The organism is Pseudomonas sp. P108, assembly GCF_032613195.1.
Classification (GTDB): Bacteria; Pseudomonadota; Gammaproteobacteria; order Pseudomonadales; family Pseudomonadaceae; genus Aquipseudomonas.
In genome coordinates this window covers 921,055-940,553 of the sequence record NZ_CP126691.1, presented here as the reverse complement: position 1 = coordinate 940,553, position 19,499 = coordinate 921,055, and the positions used below count along the sequence as shown (strand labels likewise).

At 57.7% G+C, this 19,499-nt stretch carries 15 protein-coding genes; 9 read left to right on the top strand and 6 right to left on the bottom strand.

Annotated features, from left to right (window positions below; all coding sequences use genetic code 11):
- Positions 1–174: 174 nt before the first annotated feature.
- Positions 175–2,640, bottom strand: a complete 2,466-nt coding sequence (locus QOM10_RS03935; RefSeq protein WP_316917636.1) for a DEAD/DEAH box helicase — start codon at positions 2,638–2,640, stop codon at positions 175–177.
- A gap of 6 nt (positions 2,641–2,646) precedes the next feature.
- Between QOM10_RS03935 and QOM10_RS03930 the strand changes: the two genes are divergently transcribed.
- Positions 2,647–2,769, top strand: a complete 123-nt coding sequence (locus QOM10_RS03930) for a hypothetical protein (RefSeq protein WP_268873482.1) — start codon at positions 2,647–2,649, stop codon at positions 2,767–2,769.
- Positions 2,770–2,804: 35 nt separating this feature from the next.
- On the opposite strand, the gene QOM10_RS03925 is transcribed toward QOM10_RS03930, so the two are convergent.
- On the bottom strand, positions 2,805–4,625 hold the full coding sequence (locus tag QOM10_RS03925) for a hypothetical protein (RefSeq protein ID WP_316917635.1): 1,821 nt from the start codon (positions 4,623–4,625) through the stop codon (positions 2,805–2,807).
- Positions 4,626–4,792: 167 nt separating this feature from the next.
- Positions 4,793–6,079, bottom strand: coding sequence for a hypothetical protein (locus QOM10_RS03920; RefSeq protein WP_316917634.1), 1,287 nt, complete (start codon positions 6,077–6,079; stop codon positions 4,793–4,795).
- Positions 6,080–6,509: 430 nt separating this feature from the next.
- Here QOM10_RS03920 and QOM10_RS03915 point away from each other — a divergent pair, with 430 nt between their 5' ends.
- The 6 genes from QOM10_RS03915 to QOM10_RS03890 all read left to right on the top strand — a co-directional run bounded on the left by QOM10_RS03915 (position 6,510) and on the right by QOM10_RS03890 (position 14,304).
- On the top strand, positions 6,510–6,932 hold the full coding sequence (locus QOM10_RS03915; protein ID WP_316917633.1) for a hypothetical protein: 423 nt from the start codon (positions 6,510–6,512) through the stop codon (positions 6,930–6,932).
- A gap of 71 nt (positions 6,933–7,003) precedes the next feature.
- Positions 7,004–8,761 carry a dynamin family protein gene (locus tag QOM10_RS03910; protein ID WP_316917632.1) on the top strand — a complete coding sequence of 586 codons (1,758 nt, stop codon included), beginning with the start codon at positions 7,004–7,006 and terminating at the stop codon, positions 8,759–8,761.
- Entirely contained in the window at positions 8,758–10,995 is a 2,238-nt protein-coding gene (locus tag QOM10_RS03905) for a dynamin family protein (protein WP_316917631.1), read from the top strand. Before QOM10_RS03910 ends, QOM10_RS03905 begins: the two co-directional genes overlap by 4 nt.
- On the top strand, positions 10,992–13,100 hold the full coding sequence (locus QOM10_RS03900) for a dynamin family protein (protein ID WP_316917630.1): 2,109 nt from the start codon (positions 10,992–10,994) through the stop codon (positions 13,098–13,100). Before QOM10_RS03905 ends, QOM10_RS03900 begins: the two co-directional genes overlap by 4 nt.
- 82 nt (positions 13,101–13,182) lie before the next feature.
- Positions 13,183–13,521, top strand: a complete 339-nt coding sequence (locus QOM10_RS03895) for a YkvA family protein (protein ID WP_130910758.1) — start codon at positions 13,183–13,185, stop codon at positions 13,519–13,521.
- A gap of 132 nt (positions 13,522–13,653) precedes the next feature.
- The gene (locus QOM10_RS03890) at positions 13,654–14,304 is read left to right on the top strand and encodes a HEPN domain-containing protein (protein ID WP_080520242.1); all 651 of its coding nucleotides are present in this window, start codon (positions 13,654–13,656) and stop codon (positions 14,302–14,304) included.
- 12 nt (positions 14,305–14,316) lie between these two features.
- On the opposite strand, the gene QOM10_RS03885 is transcribed toward QOM10_RS03890, so the two are convergent.
- Entirely contained in the window at positions 14,317–14,448 is a 132-nt protein-coding gene (locus QOM10_RS03885) for a hypothetical protein (RefSeq protein ID WP_265068627.1), read from the bottom strand.
- Between the two features lie 157 nt (positions 14,449–14,605).
- Here QOM10_RS03885 and QOM10_RS03880 point away from each other — a divergent pair, with 157 nt between their 5' ends.
- Both QOM10_RS03880 and QOM10_RS03875 read left to right on the top strand, forming a co-directional pair.
- A complete protein-coding gene (locus QOM10_RS03880) occupies positions 14,606–16,696 on the top strand; it encodes an AAA family ATPase (RefSeq protein WP_316917629.1) in 2,091 nt (696 codons plus the stop codon).
- A 95-nt stretch (positions 16,697–16,791) separates the two neighbouring features.
- Positions 16,792–17,823, top strand: coding sequence for a WYL domain-containing protein (locus tag QOM10_RS03875; RefSeq protein ID WP_316917628.1), 1,032 nt, complete (start codon positions 16,792–16,794; stop codon positions 17,821–17,823).
- Between the two features lie 573 nt (positions 17,824–18,396).
- Here QOM10_RS03875 and QOM10_RS03870 read toward each other — a convergent pair.
- Positions 18,397–18,957: a hypothetical protein gene (locus QOM10_RS03870; RefSeq protein WP_316917627.1), complete on the bottom strand. Its 561-nt coding sequence runs from the start codon at positions 18,955–18,957 to the stop codon at positions 18,397–18,399.
- On the bottom strand, positions 18,954–19,400 hold the full coding sequence (locus QOM10_RS03865) for a hypothetical protein (RefSeq protein WP_316917626.1): 447 nt from the start codon (positions 19,398–19,400) through the stop codon (positions 18,954–18,956). Before QOM10_RS03865 ends, QOM10_RS03870 begins: the two co-directional genes overlap by 4 nt.
- Between the last annotated feature and the right edge of the window lie 99 nt (positions 19,401–19,499).

The following is a 19,499-nucleotide window of genomic DNA, read 5'->3' as shown; positions in this document are numbered from 1 at the left end:
TTGTGACTGAAGCGGACAGTTGGATTGGGCCAGAAAGAGAAGACCTATTTGATTTCTCGCCCCGTCCGTAATGGGTAGCTCTCTGACGGTGAAGACTACGAAGCGTGCTGGTCAATTCCGATGCAAATGGGTGGTCAAGTCAGCGCAACTACCCCGTGGAGAGCTGAGACCGATTTAAATATTTCGCCCCAACGGCGAAAAACAAGGCGCACTTTTCTGCAATTGCGCCAACACCTCCTCGTACTCCAAATCTCCCTCTGCCTCTCGAGCAGGAATCACTTCTCCATGTAGCTGAGCACGCAGGTCATCCCAACGCTCCAACAGGACCTGCCAGTTATGCTCGTCGTAAGTCCCTCGAAAGATCACTGGATGCACATCAATGCGCGGTAACTCTGCCGCTGGACTCCCCCGCGCCAGCGCTTCGCCCAGCCGGCGACTCCAATGACTGCCCACTCGATCGACTCGGCCGATCTGTTGTTCGACTACCCCTGGGTTCCACTCCGGGTGCATGAGGATGACTGTCTTGCATGCCTGATGCAGGTTGAGGCCTTCGCGGCCGACAGTGGATTGGGCCACGAGAACACGGGGAAAGCTGTTCGGGCGGTTGAAGGCCAGTTGCAACAAGCGGCGGGTAGATTGTTCAGTGCCGCCGTACATCAGGCGAGCGAAACCACCCTCCTGGTGGGCAAACTCAGGCTGCAGACGGGCGAGTAGCAGTTCCCATTGCAACGCAATTTCGCCGGTATCCGGTGTGTGGGAATTGTCGTCCGTGTGCTGGTCGCCGGCAGCGCTCAGCAGTTGGCAAAAGGCGGTGCACGCTTGCTCGGGCGTCAGATGTTCGACGTCCCCGCCAGTGAAGTCGAGGATCGCCCGGGTAAACAGCGCCACGGGATGTTTCTCGGCGGTGCCCACCAGATCCTTGTTGAGCTCGGCCTCCTGAAGGTGTTTGAACATCGCGCGGGGTACCTGCTCATGTTTGGGCAGTCCCGCATCCAGCCAGCCGAGCAGACGCCGGCGTAGCTGCTCCCGACGTGTGCTGTGGGTGCTGTATTGATTGGCCAGCAGCTCAGAGATGGAGTTGAGTTTCAGCCGGCAATTCAGCTGACGGTGCGCAATCTCCACTGCTGCCCATTCCGAATGGTCATCGGGCTCGTCGGCACGAGCCTGGATTACGCTCTGCGGCCAGTAACGGCCGACCTCAAGGCTACGTAGCATTTCACGTGCGTTCAGCAGCCGGACCAAGGCCCGCATGGGTGCGGTGAAACGGCCGAACACCAGCACCTTTTCTTCTTGCTCGTGTGCGGCTTCGATGGCCGTGATGGTGGCCAGGATTGCCGGGTGCTCAAACAAGTGGTGGGGATTCTGAAACGCCTGCGCAGCCGTCTTCAACCACCACTGCACGCGTTGCTGGCGCTTGTCATCGACCGCGCTGGATTGTCCGTCATCCGGCAGGGCAGACGGCTCCGCTGGTTCATTAATTTGCGCCAGGAGGTCAGCGATGCCATGCCCATTGGCCAGGGTCAATCGCAAGCGTTTGGCCGTTGAGTTTTCGTCCAGTCGCGAGGCCACGGACAGCGCCTCGGTTGCGCACACAGCCTGTCGCCAAGGTAACTTCAGCGTGCCTACATCCACACTGACGGGCTTTTGGGTGTTGCGATAGCTTTCCCCCTGAGTTTCTTGGGAGAAGCGTGAAACGTCGGCGTCTTCACGTTTATCCCGGCGCAGCAGATAGGGGCTCAACGTCGATTGAAAGGCCCTGGCTGCAGCCTGATATTGTTGACGGGCCGTGTCGCTGGAACGCCAATGAACGCGTAGATGACGGATGGCCTGCGCAAAGTCGTTGATCACAGGCTGAAGTTGATCGCGCACTTTTTCGTCGAGACCAAGCCGTTCGAAGGTTTGCCGCCATTGCTCGACATCCAGCTCCACAGGAGTCGCTGTCATGCACAAGCGACGGCTGTGCTGAGTTCCCTGCACCAGGCTCCCGAGCAACCGGCTCAGGCCGCTGTCGGTGCCGCGACTTTTGTGGGCTTCATCGATCACCAGCAGGTCGAAGGAGCCCAGGCCAAGCCCGACCACCTGTTCAAGCCAACCCCGATGAGGAGTACCGCGGCGGTAATCGGCGTGATTATCGGGATTTGGCCAGGCATGCCCGGTCGTGACTTCAGTCAACCAGGTGTAAGCGGGTTGCGCGGCGTCTTCGCTGATACGCCCCACAATACTGGCGGCGGCTCGCTTGACCCTTTCATCATCAGAGCCTGACAGGTGATAGCCATTTGGATACTTGAAACCTGCCTCCTTGCGCCAGCGTGCGAAGACTTCCGGCACCAACTCTCTGCGCCAGGGCGTTGCGTTCTCGCCCATACGCCAGTTGGCAAAGGTATGGGACAGCACCAGGGTTGGCTCCTGAAACCATGGCTTTTGATCAAGGACCTCTTCGGCACTCCAGGCATCAAAGTAGCCGAGCAGACCACGCAACATCGCGGGAGTTGCGACGCCTCCCAGCTCCAACTCTACCTGCCACTGATAGCCCAGCCCTGGCGGGGCGATGACGGCGGCTCGACCGCCAGCGTCCTTGACTGCGCGAATCAGCTCGACAGCGATACGAGTCTTGCCCATACCCACTTCGTCGGCCAGCACTACCCCGTGTTCGCCAATACGGTCGGCCAACGCATGCAGGCTGGCTCGCTGGCCTGGATTCAGGTGCGCAGCCACCTCACCTGCGTCATCTGCAAGTTGTTGCTGTTGCATCGCCCGTTCGCGCAGTGAAGCCGCAACGGTTGCCCAACTGAAGGCTATTCGCTTCATGGCAGGACTCCCAGGGGATGTGAGGTGTCGAGTTTCCAGTGGGCCTCGATATTGCTCAGTGCGGTTTCGTAACGGTGCCCTTCCGGATGGTCCGCTGTCTCGGCAAAACAAGGCCTGAACGCAGGTTGGCGCAAGGCATGGATGGGGTTGATTTCGAGTGTCAGAAACTGCTGCAACAACCCGCAACCGGCGGCCTGAATAAGTGATTGCTCCAGTCGGGCACACCACACCGGCCAATCCCGAGGCTCCAGCGCAGTTTGTTTCGCTGCGATGCCTTCGATCAGTTCCATCATTTGCCGGATCGGGTAACGCGCCGCTTCTTTTCCTGGCGCAATGGTTCCCTGTTTGTCGGCAGAGCGCTTGCTATCGTCGAACGCGTCGGGCAGTTCTTCTTCACTGGGCGACTGTGGAAAACTGTCGAGTTGCATCCACGCATCCTCCAGGCTGATTTCTGGCAGCTCGGTGGCCGCCAATCGGCCAAACCCATCCAGCACTGGCACCGTCATGACATGCGTTGCACCCGCCTCTTGCCAACTGACAACCACCTGCCGCGGTCGTGGTCCGCACCAGGCGAAGCCTTGACCCTCAACATATGCACAAGGCTGTCGCGACGTATCCAGCACTGAGTAATCGCCCCGCGAGCGATCATCCGCGCTCAACCAGCCTTGCTCTGGTGTATCCGTGTCCCGCCACATCAAGTAAGCCACGGGCGCTGCACTGAACACCTCGCTCCCCACCTCAAGATCCTTGCCTTGCTGCAGCGTCTCAGGGACGCATTCCTGCTCCCACTGAATCGGCAGGTAATAGCCAATCGATTCGGGATCAGCTCCCCCCGATTTTGCCGGGTACCAGTTCAAAGGCGTCGGAGCGAATACCACCCCGGCCTCAAGGTTGCCCGTCGATCGCCCCATCTTCAGGGTGAAGCCTTGCCGGGTAAGATTGCCCGAGCCAAGGTACAGCCATGGGCTGGCTGTTTTTTCCGAATGCCCGGTCTCGCTGGCGCTGAAAATGAACTTGGCATGCAAGGTGCGTTTTTGCACGTCAGGAAAGTAGGCCGGCTGAGCCGCAGGTCGTACGCTGAAGCTGGCAGCCGTCAAGTTCGCGGCTGCCGTTGCAATGCCCTGGCAGCTCGCCTCGTTGACAAACAGATCTACAGTGCTGGTCGCCGTCAGCAGACGCGGCCCTCCTTCTTCACCGCGCAAGCGCCTGATGATGCTCAACGGGACCGATGCATGCTCACCGGGCATTGAAGACTCATAAAAACCCGAGCCCATGGCCAAGTAGTTACGCGCCGTTTCTCGACCCGAGGCATAAACGACTCTGGCTGGCAGTTGGGCGAGCAGCGACGCTTTTCGGTTATCGAAGAAACGCGCGTTCAATCCGGAAGCCTTCGGCTTGACCTGTTTGAGCAGGATCGCATCCATATCCGCCACGGCCTTGGCTGTCAGCGGGTTGGCGAGCAGCGCACGGTCGTCGTAATGCTCACGTAGCCACAGCAGTAAACTCCAGGCGCTGCAGATATCTGTCCGGACCTGCTGCGTTGCCTCGGTGGGTACTACCAGTTCGTCGCTGCACAGGTCCAGGCGCCAGATCAGGTCAAGGCTCTGCTCTAATGTCTGCCGGGTCCAGTTGCCGGTGGACACAAGCAAACGCAAACACCAGGCGTCGCTCTTGTCAGTGCTGCGGTAACCCAGCACCGCGACCTTGGCGTGCATCAGGTTGAATGGCAAATCGGCTTTCGCCCAAGGTAAATGCAACAGGCCCGGCACTTCGACCGGGGTAATCTGGATCGCGCGCGGGTCCAGCATCAGTGCCAATAGCGTTTCCCCGGCATAGGCACGCTGATTGGCTTGCTGGTGGCTGAAACGCTCAAGCGCATCGTTGAGAAACCTGTCGTCAGCCGAGAAGCCGCACAGCCAACCGAAGTGGCCAGTAAAACCGTCCGGCGTTTCGAAGTGTTGGGCCAGAGAGGCAGGAGCATGACTCATAGACTTACCTCTTCAATGGCTACTGCTGGAGCAGGGGTGAGCCAGGCGCTCAATTGGCCCTGGAGATCCAGGTCCAGTCGATGCAAGCGACCTACGCGATGGGAAATCCAGGCTGGCAGAGCGGCTTGGGCCTCGATAACAACCTGGCCAGTATCGACCTCCAAAACCTGATGCTGGAACGCACCGCCAGGCAGAATGTCCTTGCCTTGCAGGCGCAGAACCCGACCGTCGCGGCTCACCAGACTGGCCAACAGGCTCGAACTATCAGGATCTATACACTCATGGCAGAAGGTCGAGGCGACAGGATCGGTTCGCTGCCGCTGAGGGTTATCCAGGAACAATCGGGCCATTTCGCGCAAATGAGTGATGTGCGTCGAGATGCGTTCGGGCAGGACACTCCCTAACTCGAACCGCTGCGTGCTCAACACCGCCATGTGTTGCTCCACCGCGTTCAGCACGTCGTAGGCGGCATCCTGCACTTGAAAAAACAGAGCGCCATAATGCAAGTCGTTCCAGTGTTCGGGGTCGATTTCATCGGGTCGCTCGGCCCAATCGAACACGGCTTCCGGCTTGGCGTGACGAGCCCGTACCCAGCCACGTATGGCTGCACGTCGCAAGCCACCGCTGGCTGGCGAGAGTTCCGCATCGATACGGCGAGACAACAGCGCACGAGCCTGTGCGGGTAATACTTGCAGAGGCGAGAGCAGCCCGGAAACGGGGCCTTTCAACCTATCTACAGAATCGCCTCGTTGTGCCCACTGCACCAACTCCTCTAACAGCGCTCCGTCATCCCCACAGCAGGCGTTAACGAATTCATGACCAAAGGCCGTGCAGGTAAAGGCATTGAATCGTTCACCCTGCGCGCGCACCAGACCCAGGGCCAACAATGCCTGGCCGGTCCCCATTCGCATCGGTTGGCTGACATAGAACCCTGGCTTGCACAGGGTCTTGAAGTCGAAATTCGCCTTGCCGCGCAGTTTCTCCGAACCCCGCACCCGGGCATCACCCTGGCCTTTGTTCTGTTTGAGCGCGTAGTAGCAGCCCAACGCTTCAATGGCGTTGGCCGCGTTAATGTTCGAGACATTCGACTTGCGCTCGCGCAACTTCTGCGCGAGCGCGATACCCAGCATCGCCAAAAACAGCTGTTTGGCGTACCACACGCCGCCCATGCCAGGGACAGCGCGCTCGTTGTACTCACGCACTGCGGCGCCAATATCAAGCGTGCGGGTGCGTCTCTCGCCGTCCAATTGTTCAGGACCAGAGAGTCCCCAGGTCATGCTCATAAAAGGCTTCCTTTGCGTTTGCAGCGAGTCAGCATTTGAGCTGGCGCATCGCCAACGACGGTAGCAAAATGCCACAATCTCGTCCATGTCGCTTCGGAGGGATCTCCATGATCGACATTACAAGTCCCAACTAAAGCTTGTCTGCCCCATGCCGATATCGTGCAGTGGAGCTCTCTCGCAGGCACTCACGCCTACATGCACAAGGAAGTTGCGAATGTCTGTGGCCATTCTGATTTATCTACGCCTCATCTCTCTTCCTGTACCCCGCCGCCCTGCCGCTGAACGACTGGCCACGATTCGGCTGACATCACAGTGAGTGCTGCACACCGCTATTCATGCGATCCAGATGTCGCGCACGACACAATATGTCGTGGGTATGTTCGACATTTACTCATCTTGATTTACATCTGAACCAGCGAGAGATATCCCCATGCATGAGTCCTTCTATCCGTCGCAGAAACGCTCGAAGCAGCCCACCTTGTTCCTGGCCATCGACATGTGGGGGATTGAAGGTGAGTACGCCGACGGAAACTGGCATGTCCTACTTCACAGATTTGCTCTGGACTGGAGCAAGAAACATCCGGACCAGGCACCAGCAACGCTATGGTCAAGTGTTCAACCCTGCAGCCTTTTCGCCAATGGATCGTCTTGCTACGTCTCCGGCAGTTCTAGGTTGCCCGATGCGTTTTTTCAGCAACTAGAGAGCTTTCTACGCTCAGAGTTCGGTAACTGCGCCCGTATTGGTGGAGAAATCCAGGTCAATCCGGATGAGTGGCGGGTGTACCTGCACTTTGAGAACGGCGCAGTCTGGGAGAAATATAACGGCTATGAATGGAGGGAGCTCAAGTTGTGAAACGACTGGAGCCCCTCCCCTACAACGATGCCCATAAACGTTTTTGATATACGCAAGGATTCGTACTGATCATGTTGAAAACCCAAAGCACTTACCTCAACTATCTGAAATCCATTCTGCCGCTCATTGTAGAAACCTCGATCCAGCCCGATGAGGTGACGCGGCTGCAGAACGATATCGAACATACCGAACTGCTCGTCCCCGTCATTGGTGCGTTCAGCGCTGGCAAGAGCAGCTTGCTGAATGCTTTCCTTGGCGAAAACGTCCTGGGTATAGGCCTGACTCCCGAAACTGAGTTGGCCACTGAGTTGCGCTACAGCAATGACCCGCATCTCCTGGCCATTCGCCTGGATGGCAGCAGTGAACGCCTGGACGTCAGCGCTCTTGCCGGTATCAAGACTCGCGCCAACGAATTCACTCACCTTCAGTTGTACCTGGATAATCCGCGACTCAAAGCTTCGCCCTCGCTGGTGCTGGTTGACATGCCGGGGTTCGGCTCCTCATTGGCCAACCACAACAAAGCGATCGCGTATTACCTGCCCCGTGGCGTGCACTTCATCGTGGTAACTAGCGTGGAAGACGGCAACATCACTCAGTCGATGTTGCGTCAACTGGATGACCTGCAGACCTATGGGCGTGATTTCACCTTCCTGCTGAACAAGGTCAACTTGCGCTCGGACGAGCAAGTACAGGAAGTGGCGGAACTGGTCGACGAGCAGATCCGGATCAACTTTGTCGACACGCGTCCCCTGGTCAAGGTGGGACTCGACGGTGATGTCCAATTGGGCGAAGTGCTTGCTCGTCTGCAACCCGAACAAATCGTTCGCCAGGTGTTTGAGGATCGACTGAAGGACCTGACCCATTCACTGCTTAACCAGATCAACCTTGCGCTAACCTCGCTGAAAAAGAACCAAGCCGAAAATGAATATGCCTTGAGCGAACTGGCCAATGGCATTCGGCAGATCGAGCGCAAACGCGACGGTATTCTTGAAGACCTGCGCGACAAGCAACTGGACCGCGCCGTCGACAGCTGCCTCAACGCGGTCGGCCGTGAACTTGATAACGCACAGTCGGAGCTGGTCAGCGCCGGTCTGTCGGGTAATCAGGAAGCTTTTTCGCGGATCGTATCCGAAGTGGTCCGAAGCTCGATGACCCGCACCATTAAGGAGCAGATGGACATTCTCAGTCGCTCCGTTGTCACCGACTTTGCGCAAGCCGTGGGTGACCTTGGCAAGAGCATGGGCCAGTTCAGCAATGATCCCAACTGGCTGGACCAGATCACCGACAGGATCAACCGCACCCTGCAAAAAACCGGAGAGGCCCTGGGCAACTGGAGCGAATCGCTGGCCACGCGCAATACAAACGAACTGGAAAGACTGAAACAAGAAAGTGGCTGGAAGGACGGAAACCCGCTACCCAAAGTGAGCTATCAAGGCCTGGCCACCGTGCTGGCAGTCACTACGTCGGTAGTCAATCCACTGATCGAACTGGCCATCATCTTTCTTCCGCAGATTCTGTCCTTCCTTAATGAGGGGCGTCAGCGTGACCAACTCCGCCAGAAAGTGACCAATGAAATCATTCCTTCGGTTAAACGCGAGTTGCGGGATCGACTGCCGGTCCTGCTCGCCGAACAGATGGAAGTGCTGGTAACCCAAGTCAGCGTGGAGTTCGAGCGCGAAATCGGTGAAAAGCAGAAGCTCATTGATGAACTGGTCGCCAGCCGCAATCACGATGCCGAGGCGGCCGAGCATCAGATCGCGCTGCTGACCCGCGCCAGAGAACAACTGCAACAACTCGCCAAACAAGCCCTCTACGAGTCGCAGAAATGAACGCACAGCACGTCCTGGATCTGAACCAACGCCTCCATCAATGGATGGAAAAGTACAACCCGGAGCTGGAAAAAGACATCGCTCAATGGCTACGCAAGCATGCCATCGACCGGACCGAGGACCTGAATAAGGCCTTCAGCAAACTGGCCGAAGAGAATCGTTTGCTGCAGATCGGCGTCGTGGGTCGAGTCAAGGCCGGCAAGTCTTCATTGCTCAACGCCCTGATCTTCGACGGTCATGCGATTCTGCCCAGGGCTGCCACCCCGATGACCGCTGCGCTGACCACCCTGACCCATGGCGACACCTTTGGTGCCGAGGTTCAGTTCTACAGCGCGGCTGACCGGGAAAATATCGAGCAAAACGCCCTGCGTTACGAGCAACGACTTCGCGAAGAAAAGTCTCGCGCCTACGAAACGCTAAGCCAGCGTCGTCAGCGCAGTGGCCGACACGTAGAAGACGAGCAGTTCCATGCCGACGTCGAGAAAACTGCCCGGCGAGCCCTGCAAGGCGAACATGCGCTGGCGGCTGCCCATGACCAGTGGCAGAGCATTCGCAGCTCCAATGTAGATTTCAAATCCCTCGACAGTCTGGGCCGCCTGCAGGCAACTGATGCTCTGTCATTAGCCGACAAGTTGCTGGACTATGTCGGCGTCGGCGGCAACTACATGCCGTTGACCAAAAGCGTCGATATCTTCCTGCCGCTGGACTCATTGCGTAACGTGCGCATCATTGACACCCCGGGCTTGAACGACCCTGTGCAGTCTCGCGAGGAACGCACGACAGCCCTGCTCAAGAATTGCGATGTGGTCTTTATCGTCAGCCCTGCCGGTCAGTTTCTCAGTGAGCAGGACATCGAGATGATGAGCCGGATCACCCAGAAAGAGGGTGTCCAGGAACTGGTGTTGATCGCCAGCCAGGTCGACAACCAGCTGTATGGCAGCGACACCCGCCAACCCACGCTTCAGGGGGCGCTGGACAAGATCACCCAGACGCTCAGCGTGCACATGGTCGATACCCTGCAACGCTTGAAGGTTCAGCATCCGGAGATCGGTGCGACTTTCGACAACTTAATTGATAAAGGCGCCGGCAAGGTCCTGCATACCTCAGGCATGTGCCACAGCCTTTCGGTACGTTTTGACCAACAGAACGAATGGGACAGTGGCGAGCAGAAGGCGTGGGAAAATCTTCAAGCGAATTACCCTGACTTCTTTACGCCAGAGCATGCCGAACGCTGCCGAGGCAATCTCGACCTGCTGGCTAACACCGAAGCGCTGCGGGCGGTGCTGGACAGTGTCCGCGCGCAGAAGGACCGCATTATCGAAGATCGGCGCGAAGATCTGATCCGCGCCAAGTCCTCGGCACTGGAAGCGTTCCGGGCCGACTTGCTGAACTTTACCCAGGCCAAGTATCAGGAAGTCCGCAATGCCGACATTGAGGACCTGAAGGCTCAGCGGCGCAAGCTGGACAGCCTGATGGTAGTGGGCACCTACGAGCTCGATAGCGTATTGACCAATTGCGCAAAAGAGTTTTGCGAGGATCTGAAAAAGGATCTCACAAAGGAACTTGAATCGGCCTATCGCTCCACGCTTAAGGAGGTCGGTGCATCAGCTAGTGAAGAGTCGAAATCCAGAGAGGTGGTGCGCGACAGCATCGTTGCAAAATTTGCCAACTGGGGTTGGGGTGGCGGCAAGGAAACCCACCACTACACCGTATTCAAGTTGTTCTGGCGCCAGGTCTGCAATGAGCTGGAGGAGTTTGCCGAAGGTTTGACAGGCACCCTGAAGAGCACAAGCGATGCCCTGACTAAAAAGTTTCGCGACAACCTGGTCAAGGAATCGACCGCGGTCGCCAGGCGTCACCTTGGCGATGACCTGGACACGGCGTTGATCATTCGAACCAACCAAGGTCTGGCTGCCGGTCTCAAAGTCCCCGTCTTTGAGCTCAGCAGCCAGGAACTGAGCAAACTCAAAGGCACCGGCAGTTACCTGCTGGACGATGAAGCACGAGAATTCCTACACACTGCCCGGCATCTTCTGGATGACCTCAAGGGACAGGCCAAAAAGCAAATCCGTCATTTGACGGATGACGTGACTGAAAAGCTTTCACCCTCCTACGGCAACGCATTCTTCCAGGATATGCAGGCACGTATGGAACAGCTGGAAGAACAGGTCGGCAATGCACTTCTGACCCTCGACCGCCTGCAACGCATGGCCAAGGAACTGGAGGCGGTATGAAGACTGAACTGTTTCCTCCTGTGCTGATGACCCAACTTGATAAACTCGGCCAATTGTTCATCCGGCGTCGCAAGCTGCTGCGCGACGGTGTGGTCGAAACACTCAAGGTTGCGGATGATCAACACGATGCGTTGACCCGCGAATATCAGGGCACAGTGGCGCGTCTTGAGGCACTGACTGCCGACCATGGGCAACTGACCGAGCGCCAGGCCAGCACCGCCGCCGAGCTGACCGACACCCGGCAAGCCTTGCACGGGGTGCAGCAGTCGCTGGCGCAGGCCAATACTCAGCATATGCACGCGCTGCAGACGGCGCGGCTGCGCTTCGACACCTTGTCGACGCGGCATGCGCAACTGGTGCAGGAACGTAACAGCATTGAGGACGCTCGCCAGGTCCTCGAACAAAACCTCGAGCAAGCGCGCCTTGAACTGCAAGCCGGTGCCGAAGCGCTCAAGGCGGCAGATCAGCGTCACGAGGCACTGACCCAAGAGCAGCAGAACACCCTGGAGCGCCTTAAAACACTGACAGCGGAACATGGACAACTGACCGAGCGCCAGACCAGCACCGCTGCCGAGCTGACCAACACCCGACAGACACTCGAAGGTGTGCAGCAGTCGCTGGAAAAGGCCATCGACCAGCATCAACGCGACCAGGAACAGGCGCGCGAGCACTTCGACAGCCTGTCGATGCAACATGCCCGACTGGAACAGGAACGCAACAGTGTAGAGTCGCAACGCCAGGCTCTTGAGCAGACGCTGGAACAGACGAGCCTGGAACTGCACGCCAGCGTCAAGGCGCACGAAACACTACAACAGATCCATGAAGAGGAACAACAACAGCACGTTCAGTTGGCAAACGAATTTCAGGCGTTGAATCAACGCCACGGGGACACCTGGACGCGCTTCCAGCTCATCTCCCGGCTGCTCGCGGCTCGCCCTCGGGAAAGCGCTGGCCTGGCCCGTTTCAGAGAGTTGTTGGCGAACGATTACATGGTGTTCGCAGACAATGAATCGTCCCTGGCCGCCGAAGCCAAGGCCCTCACAATGTTGCAGTCGATCCAGCAGGAACTGGCCTTGCTCGTAGGCTTTCCAGACGTTCATGAGCGCACCATCGTCGGCATTGTCGGTGGCTTCAGCAGCGGCAAGTCCGAGTTCATCAACAGTTTCATCCGTGACCCCGAGGTGCGCCTGGCGGTCGGTATGCAGCCAGTCACCGCTATCCCCAGCTACGTGCTGGCGACTGATGAACGGATGATTCGCGGGTACTCCGCGAACGGTGGCCATATCAAACTGGATGTGGACTTCTACAAAAGCATCTCCCATGCCTTCATCAACTCGTTCAGTTTCGACTTGAAGAGCCTGATGCCGTTCATGTGCGTGGGTGTTCAGATGAACCCTGACTACTTCAGCAACATTTGCTTCATCGACACACCCGGCTACAACCCACCGGCGACGGCGGCCGAACACAGTCAGGGTGACAAACGCACTGCCATCCAGTTTGCGCAGCAGTCCGACGCGATCATCTGGCTGATCGGCCTCGACTCCAACGGCACGGTGCCTGACTCAGACCTGGACTTTATCCAACAGATTGGCGTCGAGCAGCGGTCGGTCTATGTCGTTCTGACCAAGGCCGACCTCAAGTCCGAAGACGACATCGAGTACGTCATGGATGAGGTCCAGGACATCCTGCAATCCGAGGGAATTGCGGTTGTCGGGATCAGTGCGTACAGCTCCACCCTGCGCAACGAAGTGGCTTATCGAGACGTGCCACTTCTGGAGTATTTCTCCCGGATCAACCTACAAGGTGATGCGCGGCAACACCTCGATGGGCGACTGCGCGAAGTTTTCTCGATGTATGACGATGCCATTCAGGCAGATATCAGCGCGATGCGTGCACAAAAAACCGCCATCAACGGACTACGACTCGACAGCCTGGAAATCGGTGGCAAGGATGTTTATGAGCGAATGCTCGGCCCCATCGACAAACTCGACAGCAAACTGGATACAGCACCATTGGAGCGCTGGTTCAAGGAGTCACGACGTCTGTTCGAGGACTTCAGCGATGCCGTCCGGCTGACTGCGGAAGTGCCCGAAACAGAGGTATAGAGGCGGGTTTGGCGAAAACCACTTCACCGTCCATCTTGATCACACAACCCTCGTCAAAACCAATGACCGTAGAGAGAAACCCATGTCAGACAACGCATTTGAAAAGGATTACTCAGACGACTCGTTCTGGGACAAAGTTAAAAACTATGCGAAATCCGCTGGCGAGGCGGCACTAGAACCCGCACTGAAGATGTACTACGCCGCAACCGACTCAGACACGCCCACCTGGGCAAAAACCACCATTTATGGTGCGCTCGGCTATTTCATCTCTCCGATCGACGTCATCCCCGACATCACGCCAATCGTGGGCTACACCGACGACATCGGCGTGTTGTGCGCAGCGTTGGCAGCGACCGCTACTCATATCAAGGCAGAACACGTGACCAAGGCGAAGGAAACACTGAAGCAGTGGTTTTCCTGATCTGACCGGGAAGCCTTACTACAGGTCCCGCTTGGGGTAAGGCTTCAGCATAAACAGGTGCAACCGTCAGCGTCATGGCATGGCCACAAACCATGACACACCCCATTCAATCTCTCCTGAAGAGTCAATCTCATGGATTACCAAACCCTCAAGGCGCGCCACCGACTTGAACGCGACAACCATCACGTCAACCTGACATTGCGTGTGCATCGGTCCTTGAGCTGGTTGCAACGCGCCGAACAAGCTGATGATCCCGACGGTCGTTTCGTTTTCCTGTGGATTGCCTTCAACGCCGCCTACGCAACTGACATCGACGAGAACTATCGGTTATCCGAACAGGAAACCTTCCGTGCCTTTCTGCGCAAGCTTTGCGATCTAGATCGCGAGCGGCAGATAGAGACGCTGGTATGGTCCGAGTTTTCCGGAAGCATCCGTGTGCTGCTGGATAACCCATACGTTTTTCAGAGCTTCTGGGATCACCAGAATGGCAAGATCACCGAGCAACAATGGAGCGAACGTTTCGCCGACGGCCGACGCAGAGCACAGTCCGCTCTGGCACAACGCGATACTGCCGATGTACTCGCGGTGCTGTTCAATCGCATCTACACCTTGCGCAATCAGATCATGCACGGCGGTGCGACCTGGGATAGCAGTATCAACCGACCACAATTGCGCGATTGCGGGAAGCTGCTTGGCAAGTTGGTGCCGTTAATCATCCATCTGATGCTGGAAAATCCCGACACGCTCTGGGGGGACGCATGCTATCCGGTCGTGCAGGCTTGAGTGGAAAGGGAATCAATCCCCGCCAGTGGCTGCCTTACGCCAAATATCGTTCTCTCGTTCCATTTGCTTGTACTTCTGGTACAGATCAAAGCTCTTTTTGAGCACCACGACCAGACCCACTGTTGCCAGCACGTTCTTCAGCATTGCTCATCCCTCTCTGGTCCATTTTGTGGATTCCAGACTAAGAGTCAGGCACGACAGATTGTGTCGAGCCTGAACACTCACTGACCACTGTTACCACGACACATTCTGACCAGCCCTCATCCCATCCTGCCTCCTCCACAGCATCAGGAGATTCAGCATGGGTACCCGACTCACCCCCTTCGCCCACGACAGCCGCCGCGCTGCCGACACTTGTGCACTCTCGCTGAAGTGGAGTTTCCAACTGCTGCTGGACCTGGGGGGGCATCGGAATTTAATCAGTCGACACGGGTTCAACGATGATGATCTGGCCCGTGAGGTTGGCCTGACCAAATGGGTAGACCGAGACGAGTACAGCCCACCGCAAGCCTTGTCGGCCCTGCGTCGAGCCGCTCGCGCTTTCGAGGCAAGCAATCCGGATACACCTTACCCGGATCGCCTGGGGAGCAATCTGGAGGCATTGGGGACATTGTTGGGACTGGAAGAGGCAGAGTTGCGGGTACTGGGTTTCTGCGTACTGATGCATATCGACCCGGTGCTCTGTGATGCTACCGATCAGTTGGGCATGGTGGGATTCAACCGTGCCATGAAAGTCCTCGCGGTATTGTTGGGCCTGCAACTCCCCGAGGTCGAGGCCTGCCTGGCGAGTAATAGCCCCCTGATCCGGGCGGGCTTGCTGGAGGTGGGGAGCAATTCCCGCGCCTCAACAGCACTGAGTTCGATGTTATCGGTGAGTAATCAGGAGCTTCCCGGCCTGCTGCGATTCAGCAAAGGCACATCACTGGATTTGTTTGCTTATGCCTTCCGCCTGAGTCCGCCAGGCAGCCTGAGCCTGGAGCACTACCGACACATCAAACAGCCACTGAACATCGCCGAACGCTACTTGGCCAAAGCCTTGGCACAGGGCCGTCAAGGCGTGAACATTCTGCTTTATGGTCCGCCAGGCACCGGCAAGACTCAGCTCAGTCGACTGCTCGCAAAGAGCCTGAGCAGCGCGCTTTATGAAGTGGCCTGCACGGACAGCGATGGCGACCCCGTGCATGCAAAACAGCGTCTGTGCTCCCTGCGCGCGGCCAATAGCGTGCTGCGCTCGCAACGGGCCCTGCTCGTACTGGATGAGATCGAAGACATCTTTCAAACCGCCAGCACCGACGCTCATAGTCGCTCGCAGAAGGGTTGGATCAATCGCATGCTGGAGGAGAATGCGCTGCCGTGTTTCTGGTTGAGCAATAGCATTGAGGCTATCGACGCTGCACATATACGTCGCTTCGATCTGGTGATCGAGATCCCCAACCCGCCCTTGGCGCAGCGCAAGCAGATGCTCCGTGAGTGTGGCGGGGGCAAGTTGAGTGATCAGTTGATAGAGCATCTCAGTGCCCATGAACAGGTGACACCGGCGGTGCTGGAGCGAGCCGTACGAGTAGGCCGCAGCGTAGGAAACCGTGCCAGCAAGACGCTGGACACGACGATCCGTTGCATCGTCGACGGCACGCTGAAAGCACAGGGCCTCGAGAAGCTGCAACAAGACGGTGGTAGCAGCTTGCCCACCTTCTACTCACCGCAATGGATCAACGCCGACCACGCTCTTGACGGTCTGGTTGACGGACTGCGCGTCCATCCCCAGGCACGCCTGTGCTTCTACGGCCCGCCAGGCACCGGTAAAACTGCCTTTGGCCAATGGCTGGCGCAAGAGTTGGGCAAGCCGTTGATGGTCAAGCGCGTCTCCGACCTGGTTTCACCCTATGTCGGAATGACGGAGCAGAATCTGGCGGGCGCCTTCGAGCGCGCGCAACTGGAAGACGCAGTGCTGCTGCTCGATGAGGTTGACAGTTTTTTGCAGGACCGACGCAAGGCGCGGCAGAGCTGGGAGGTGACCGCGGTCAATGAAATGCTCACGCAAATGGAGAGCTATCAAGGGCTGTTCATTGCCTCGACCAACCTGATCCGAGACCTGGACGAGGCTTCCTTGCGGCGCTTCGATCTGAAGGTACATTTCGGTTACCTGGTCACCGCCCAGGCCCAGGCGTTGTTTGCCGCACACTTGAAAGCGCTGGCCTTGAAAGACCCGCAGCACAGCGCAGCCAATCGCTTGCGAGGTGAGGCGCATCTGACCCCGGGTGACTTTGCGGCAGTGGCGCGCCGTGGGCGTTTCAAGCCATTCGCCAGTGCCGACGAGCTGGCGGGGGCGTTGCTGGCCGAGTGCCGACTCAAATCCGCCGGGCAACAGCGCCCAATCGGTTTCATACATTAACCAGACTAAAGGTTGCCGGGTTGTCGCCGATAGGCAGACAACCCGGCAAATTCGCTAGCCACAGGCCAGCTTCAATATTACAAGGATGATTTCTCTTGCCATCAGCCAAGACCCATACCGCGTTGAGTCGTCAATGGGAGTTGTTGCAACAGCTTCCCAAACGCGCCCCTGGTATCACAGTGAGTGAGTTGCTGACCCGCCTGACGACCGCAGGCTACTCCATCAGCCGCCGCAGCATCGAGCGCGACCTGCGTGACCTGTCCCTGGTGTTTCCGTTGCAGTGCAACGATGGAGGAACGCCCTTCGGTTGGTATTGGAAGCCGGGCGTGAGCGTCGAGTTGCAGGGCATCACCTTGACTGAAGCCGTAAGTCTGGCGCTGGTCGAAGATGCCGTGCGCCCGCTCCTTCCGGGCAGCATGTTGAGCGTGCTGGAACCGCGTTTCGAACATGCCCGGCAAAAACTCAAAGGCCTCGAAGACGGCAACCCCGCTGCCCGCTGGCCCGACAAAGTGGCGAGCGTTCGACCGGATTTCAATCTTCGAGCGCCGGAAATCCAGGCAGAAACGCTGGAAGCACTGCAACACGCCCTGATCAGCGAACAGCAAGTCCATTGTCAGTACTATTCGGCACACACCGACAAACTTAGTGAACTGACTCTCAACCCCCTGGCGATTGTCCAGCGTGGGCTGATCACCTATCTCATCGCCACCGCTGCGCCCTATACCGATGTCCGTCAGTTCGCGGTGCATCGCTTTCGCGCGGTAACGGTACTCGAAACTCCGTGCCAAGGGCTGGAGACGTTCGAACTGCAAACCTACCTGGCCACCGACGCCTTGCAGTTTGGCAAACCGGAGAAGATCCGGCTCAAGGCCTGGGTGAGCGAACACCAGGCAAGGATGATTCGTGAAACGCCCTTGAGCACGGACATGGTGCTGGAGGCGCTGTCGGATGGTTTTCAGGTGCAGGCGACCGTCAACAATACCTGGCAGCTGCACTGGTGGATTTTGTCTTTGGGTGATTCGTTGGTCGTGCGGGAACCGCCGGAGTTGCGCCAGCAAATGGGAGACACATTGCGGAGGGCGGCTGCAGCGTATGAACATGAGGTAGGCAAGGCGAGCCTGGTGTAACTCGCCAGGAGGGCTCCAGACTGGCGGATCAATGCACTTTGCGGGTTCTAGCGAAACGGTCGCGCCAGCCTGGCCTTGAAAATTTCCAGCCGAGAAGCCGGCCGTACATCCAATGCAGTGTGTCGGCATGAGGGGCAAATGGAAAACCAGTCGATCCCCTCACGCAGCGCATCGCTGGGCGGCACCGTTGTTTTTTTCCAGTGGCATTGGGGACAGGTGAATGTGAAGGGATGGGGCGGCCAAGGCATGGAGATAACCCGTCAGTCGTAGAAAAATGAAATCGTCGACGCTGCACGGCGTCAGGCCGAATCACCGGCGCGTTTGTCCAGTTCCTGTTTCATCTCGTTGTATTCACGGAAGAACTCGTAGCCTTTTTTTACAACGACGATGACGCCAATAATTGCGAACAGATTTTTCATGCTGCGGTCCCTTATGGTTGCCTGACTCAAGCGGTTCGGTTCGGTGTAAACCATTCGTCCTGCTGATGAGGCGAGCATGAGGGCGAAGCGCGACAAGACGTGTCGTGATCGGATGACTCATCGGCGCTTTGCTGAGGACTGCACCCTGCGCGCACTACTCCAGCAAGAGCCCATTGACCAATCGATAAGCCTCAGGCAACGCCAACTTTCCGCCTTCCACCGCCTCGATCAGCCGTAGCGCCTTATCGGCACTGATGACATCTTTCTCGATCACCTCACGAAGTGACGAAATAAAACCGGACTTGTCCAACAGCGTGACCGCCCCCATGCGCTCCTTGGCCTCCATCTCGGCCAACCGCTCCTGGTAGACCAACAACAATTCCTGCTTGCGCCCCTCTGACATCGCACCGCCGCAAATCCAGCGCGAGACGCCGTAGGCCAGAACACCACCGGCCGCCGCAACGCCGAGAGCCCAGCCTAGTGGCGTCGCCGCCACGGCAGTAACACCGACCCAACCGGCGGCCGTCGTGAGGACCGGAATACTGGTCGCACCCGCGATACCCGCCACAGTGCCAGCTGCGGCGGCACCGAGGCCGATACCGAGCGTGCTGATGCCCACCTCCCCCAGGATGCGAACACGGTCTTGGGGGGCTCGTTCAAGCTCATCGATGACCTTGAGCAGCTGCTTTTTGCTGACCTTCGGTGGCCGACTCATGATGTTTTCGCCGATGAGAATTCAGCCATGATGATCTGGAACGCCTCAATGAACAGGTCAAAGTACGTCCGGGCCATTTCGATCAGGTGCTGCGGAAGCTCCTCCAGGCTTACCCCTTTGCCGTTCCCGTCAGGATGCTTGTCGCGTTGATGACCGGTGGCCGCGACCGTCACGCCAAGCAGTGCCCCCAAGGGCGCCAATAGCGAACCGAGCAACGGCATCGCAGCGATCAGCGAAACGATAGCGGCACCCAATACGGTGCCAATGGCCAGGTTCTTATGCGCCGTGATGAAGTCGCGCAACTTCATTACGATCAGCTTGCCGATGGAGACAACCTTGTTACCGATGCGCTGAGTCACGTTGACCAGCTCTTTGACTCGTACGGCGATTTCGGGCGACAGTCCGCATTCGCGCAACCAGATATAAAGATCGCTGCTGGCCATGGAATCACTTTCGGCTTGCATGAGTGCAAGCTCCAACTCGGCTTGGGCCTTTGTAATTATTGTTGTCATTGCGCTTCCTTTTTGAGCGTTACGTAAGTT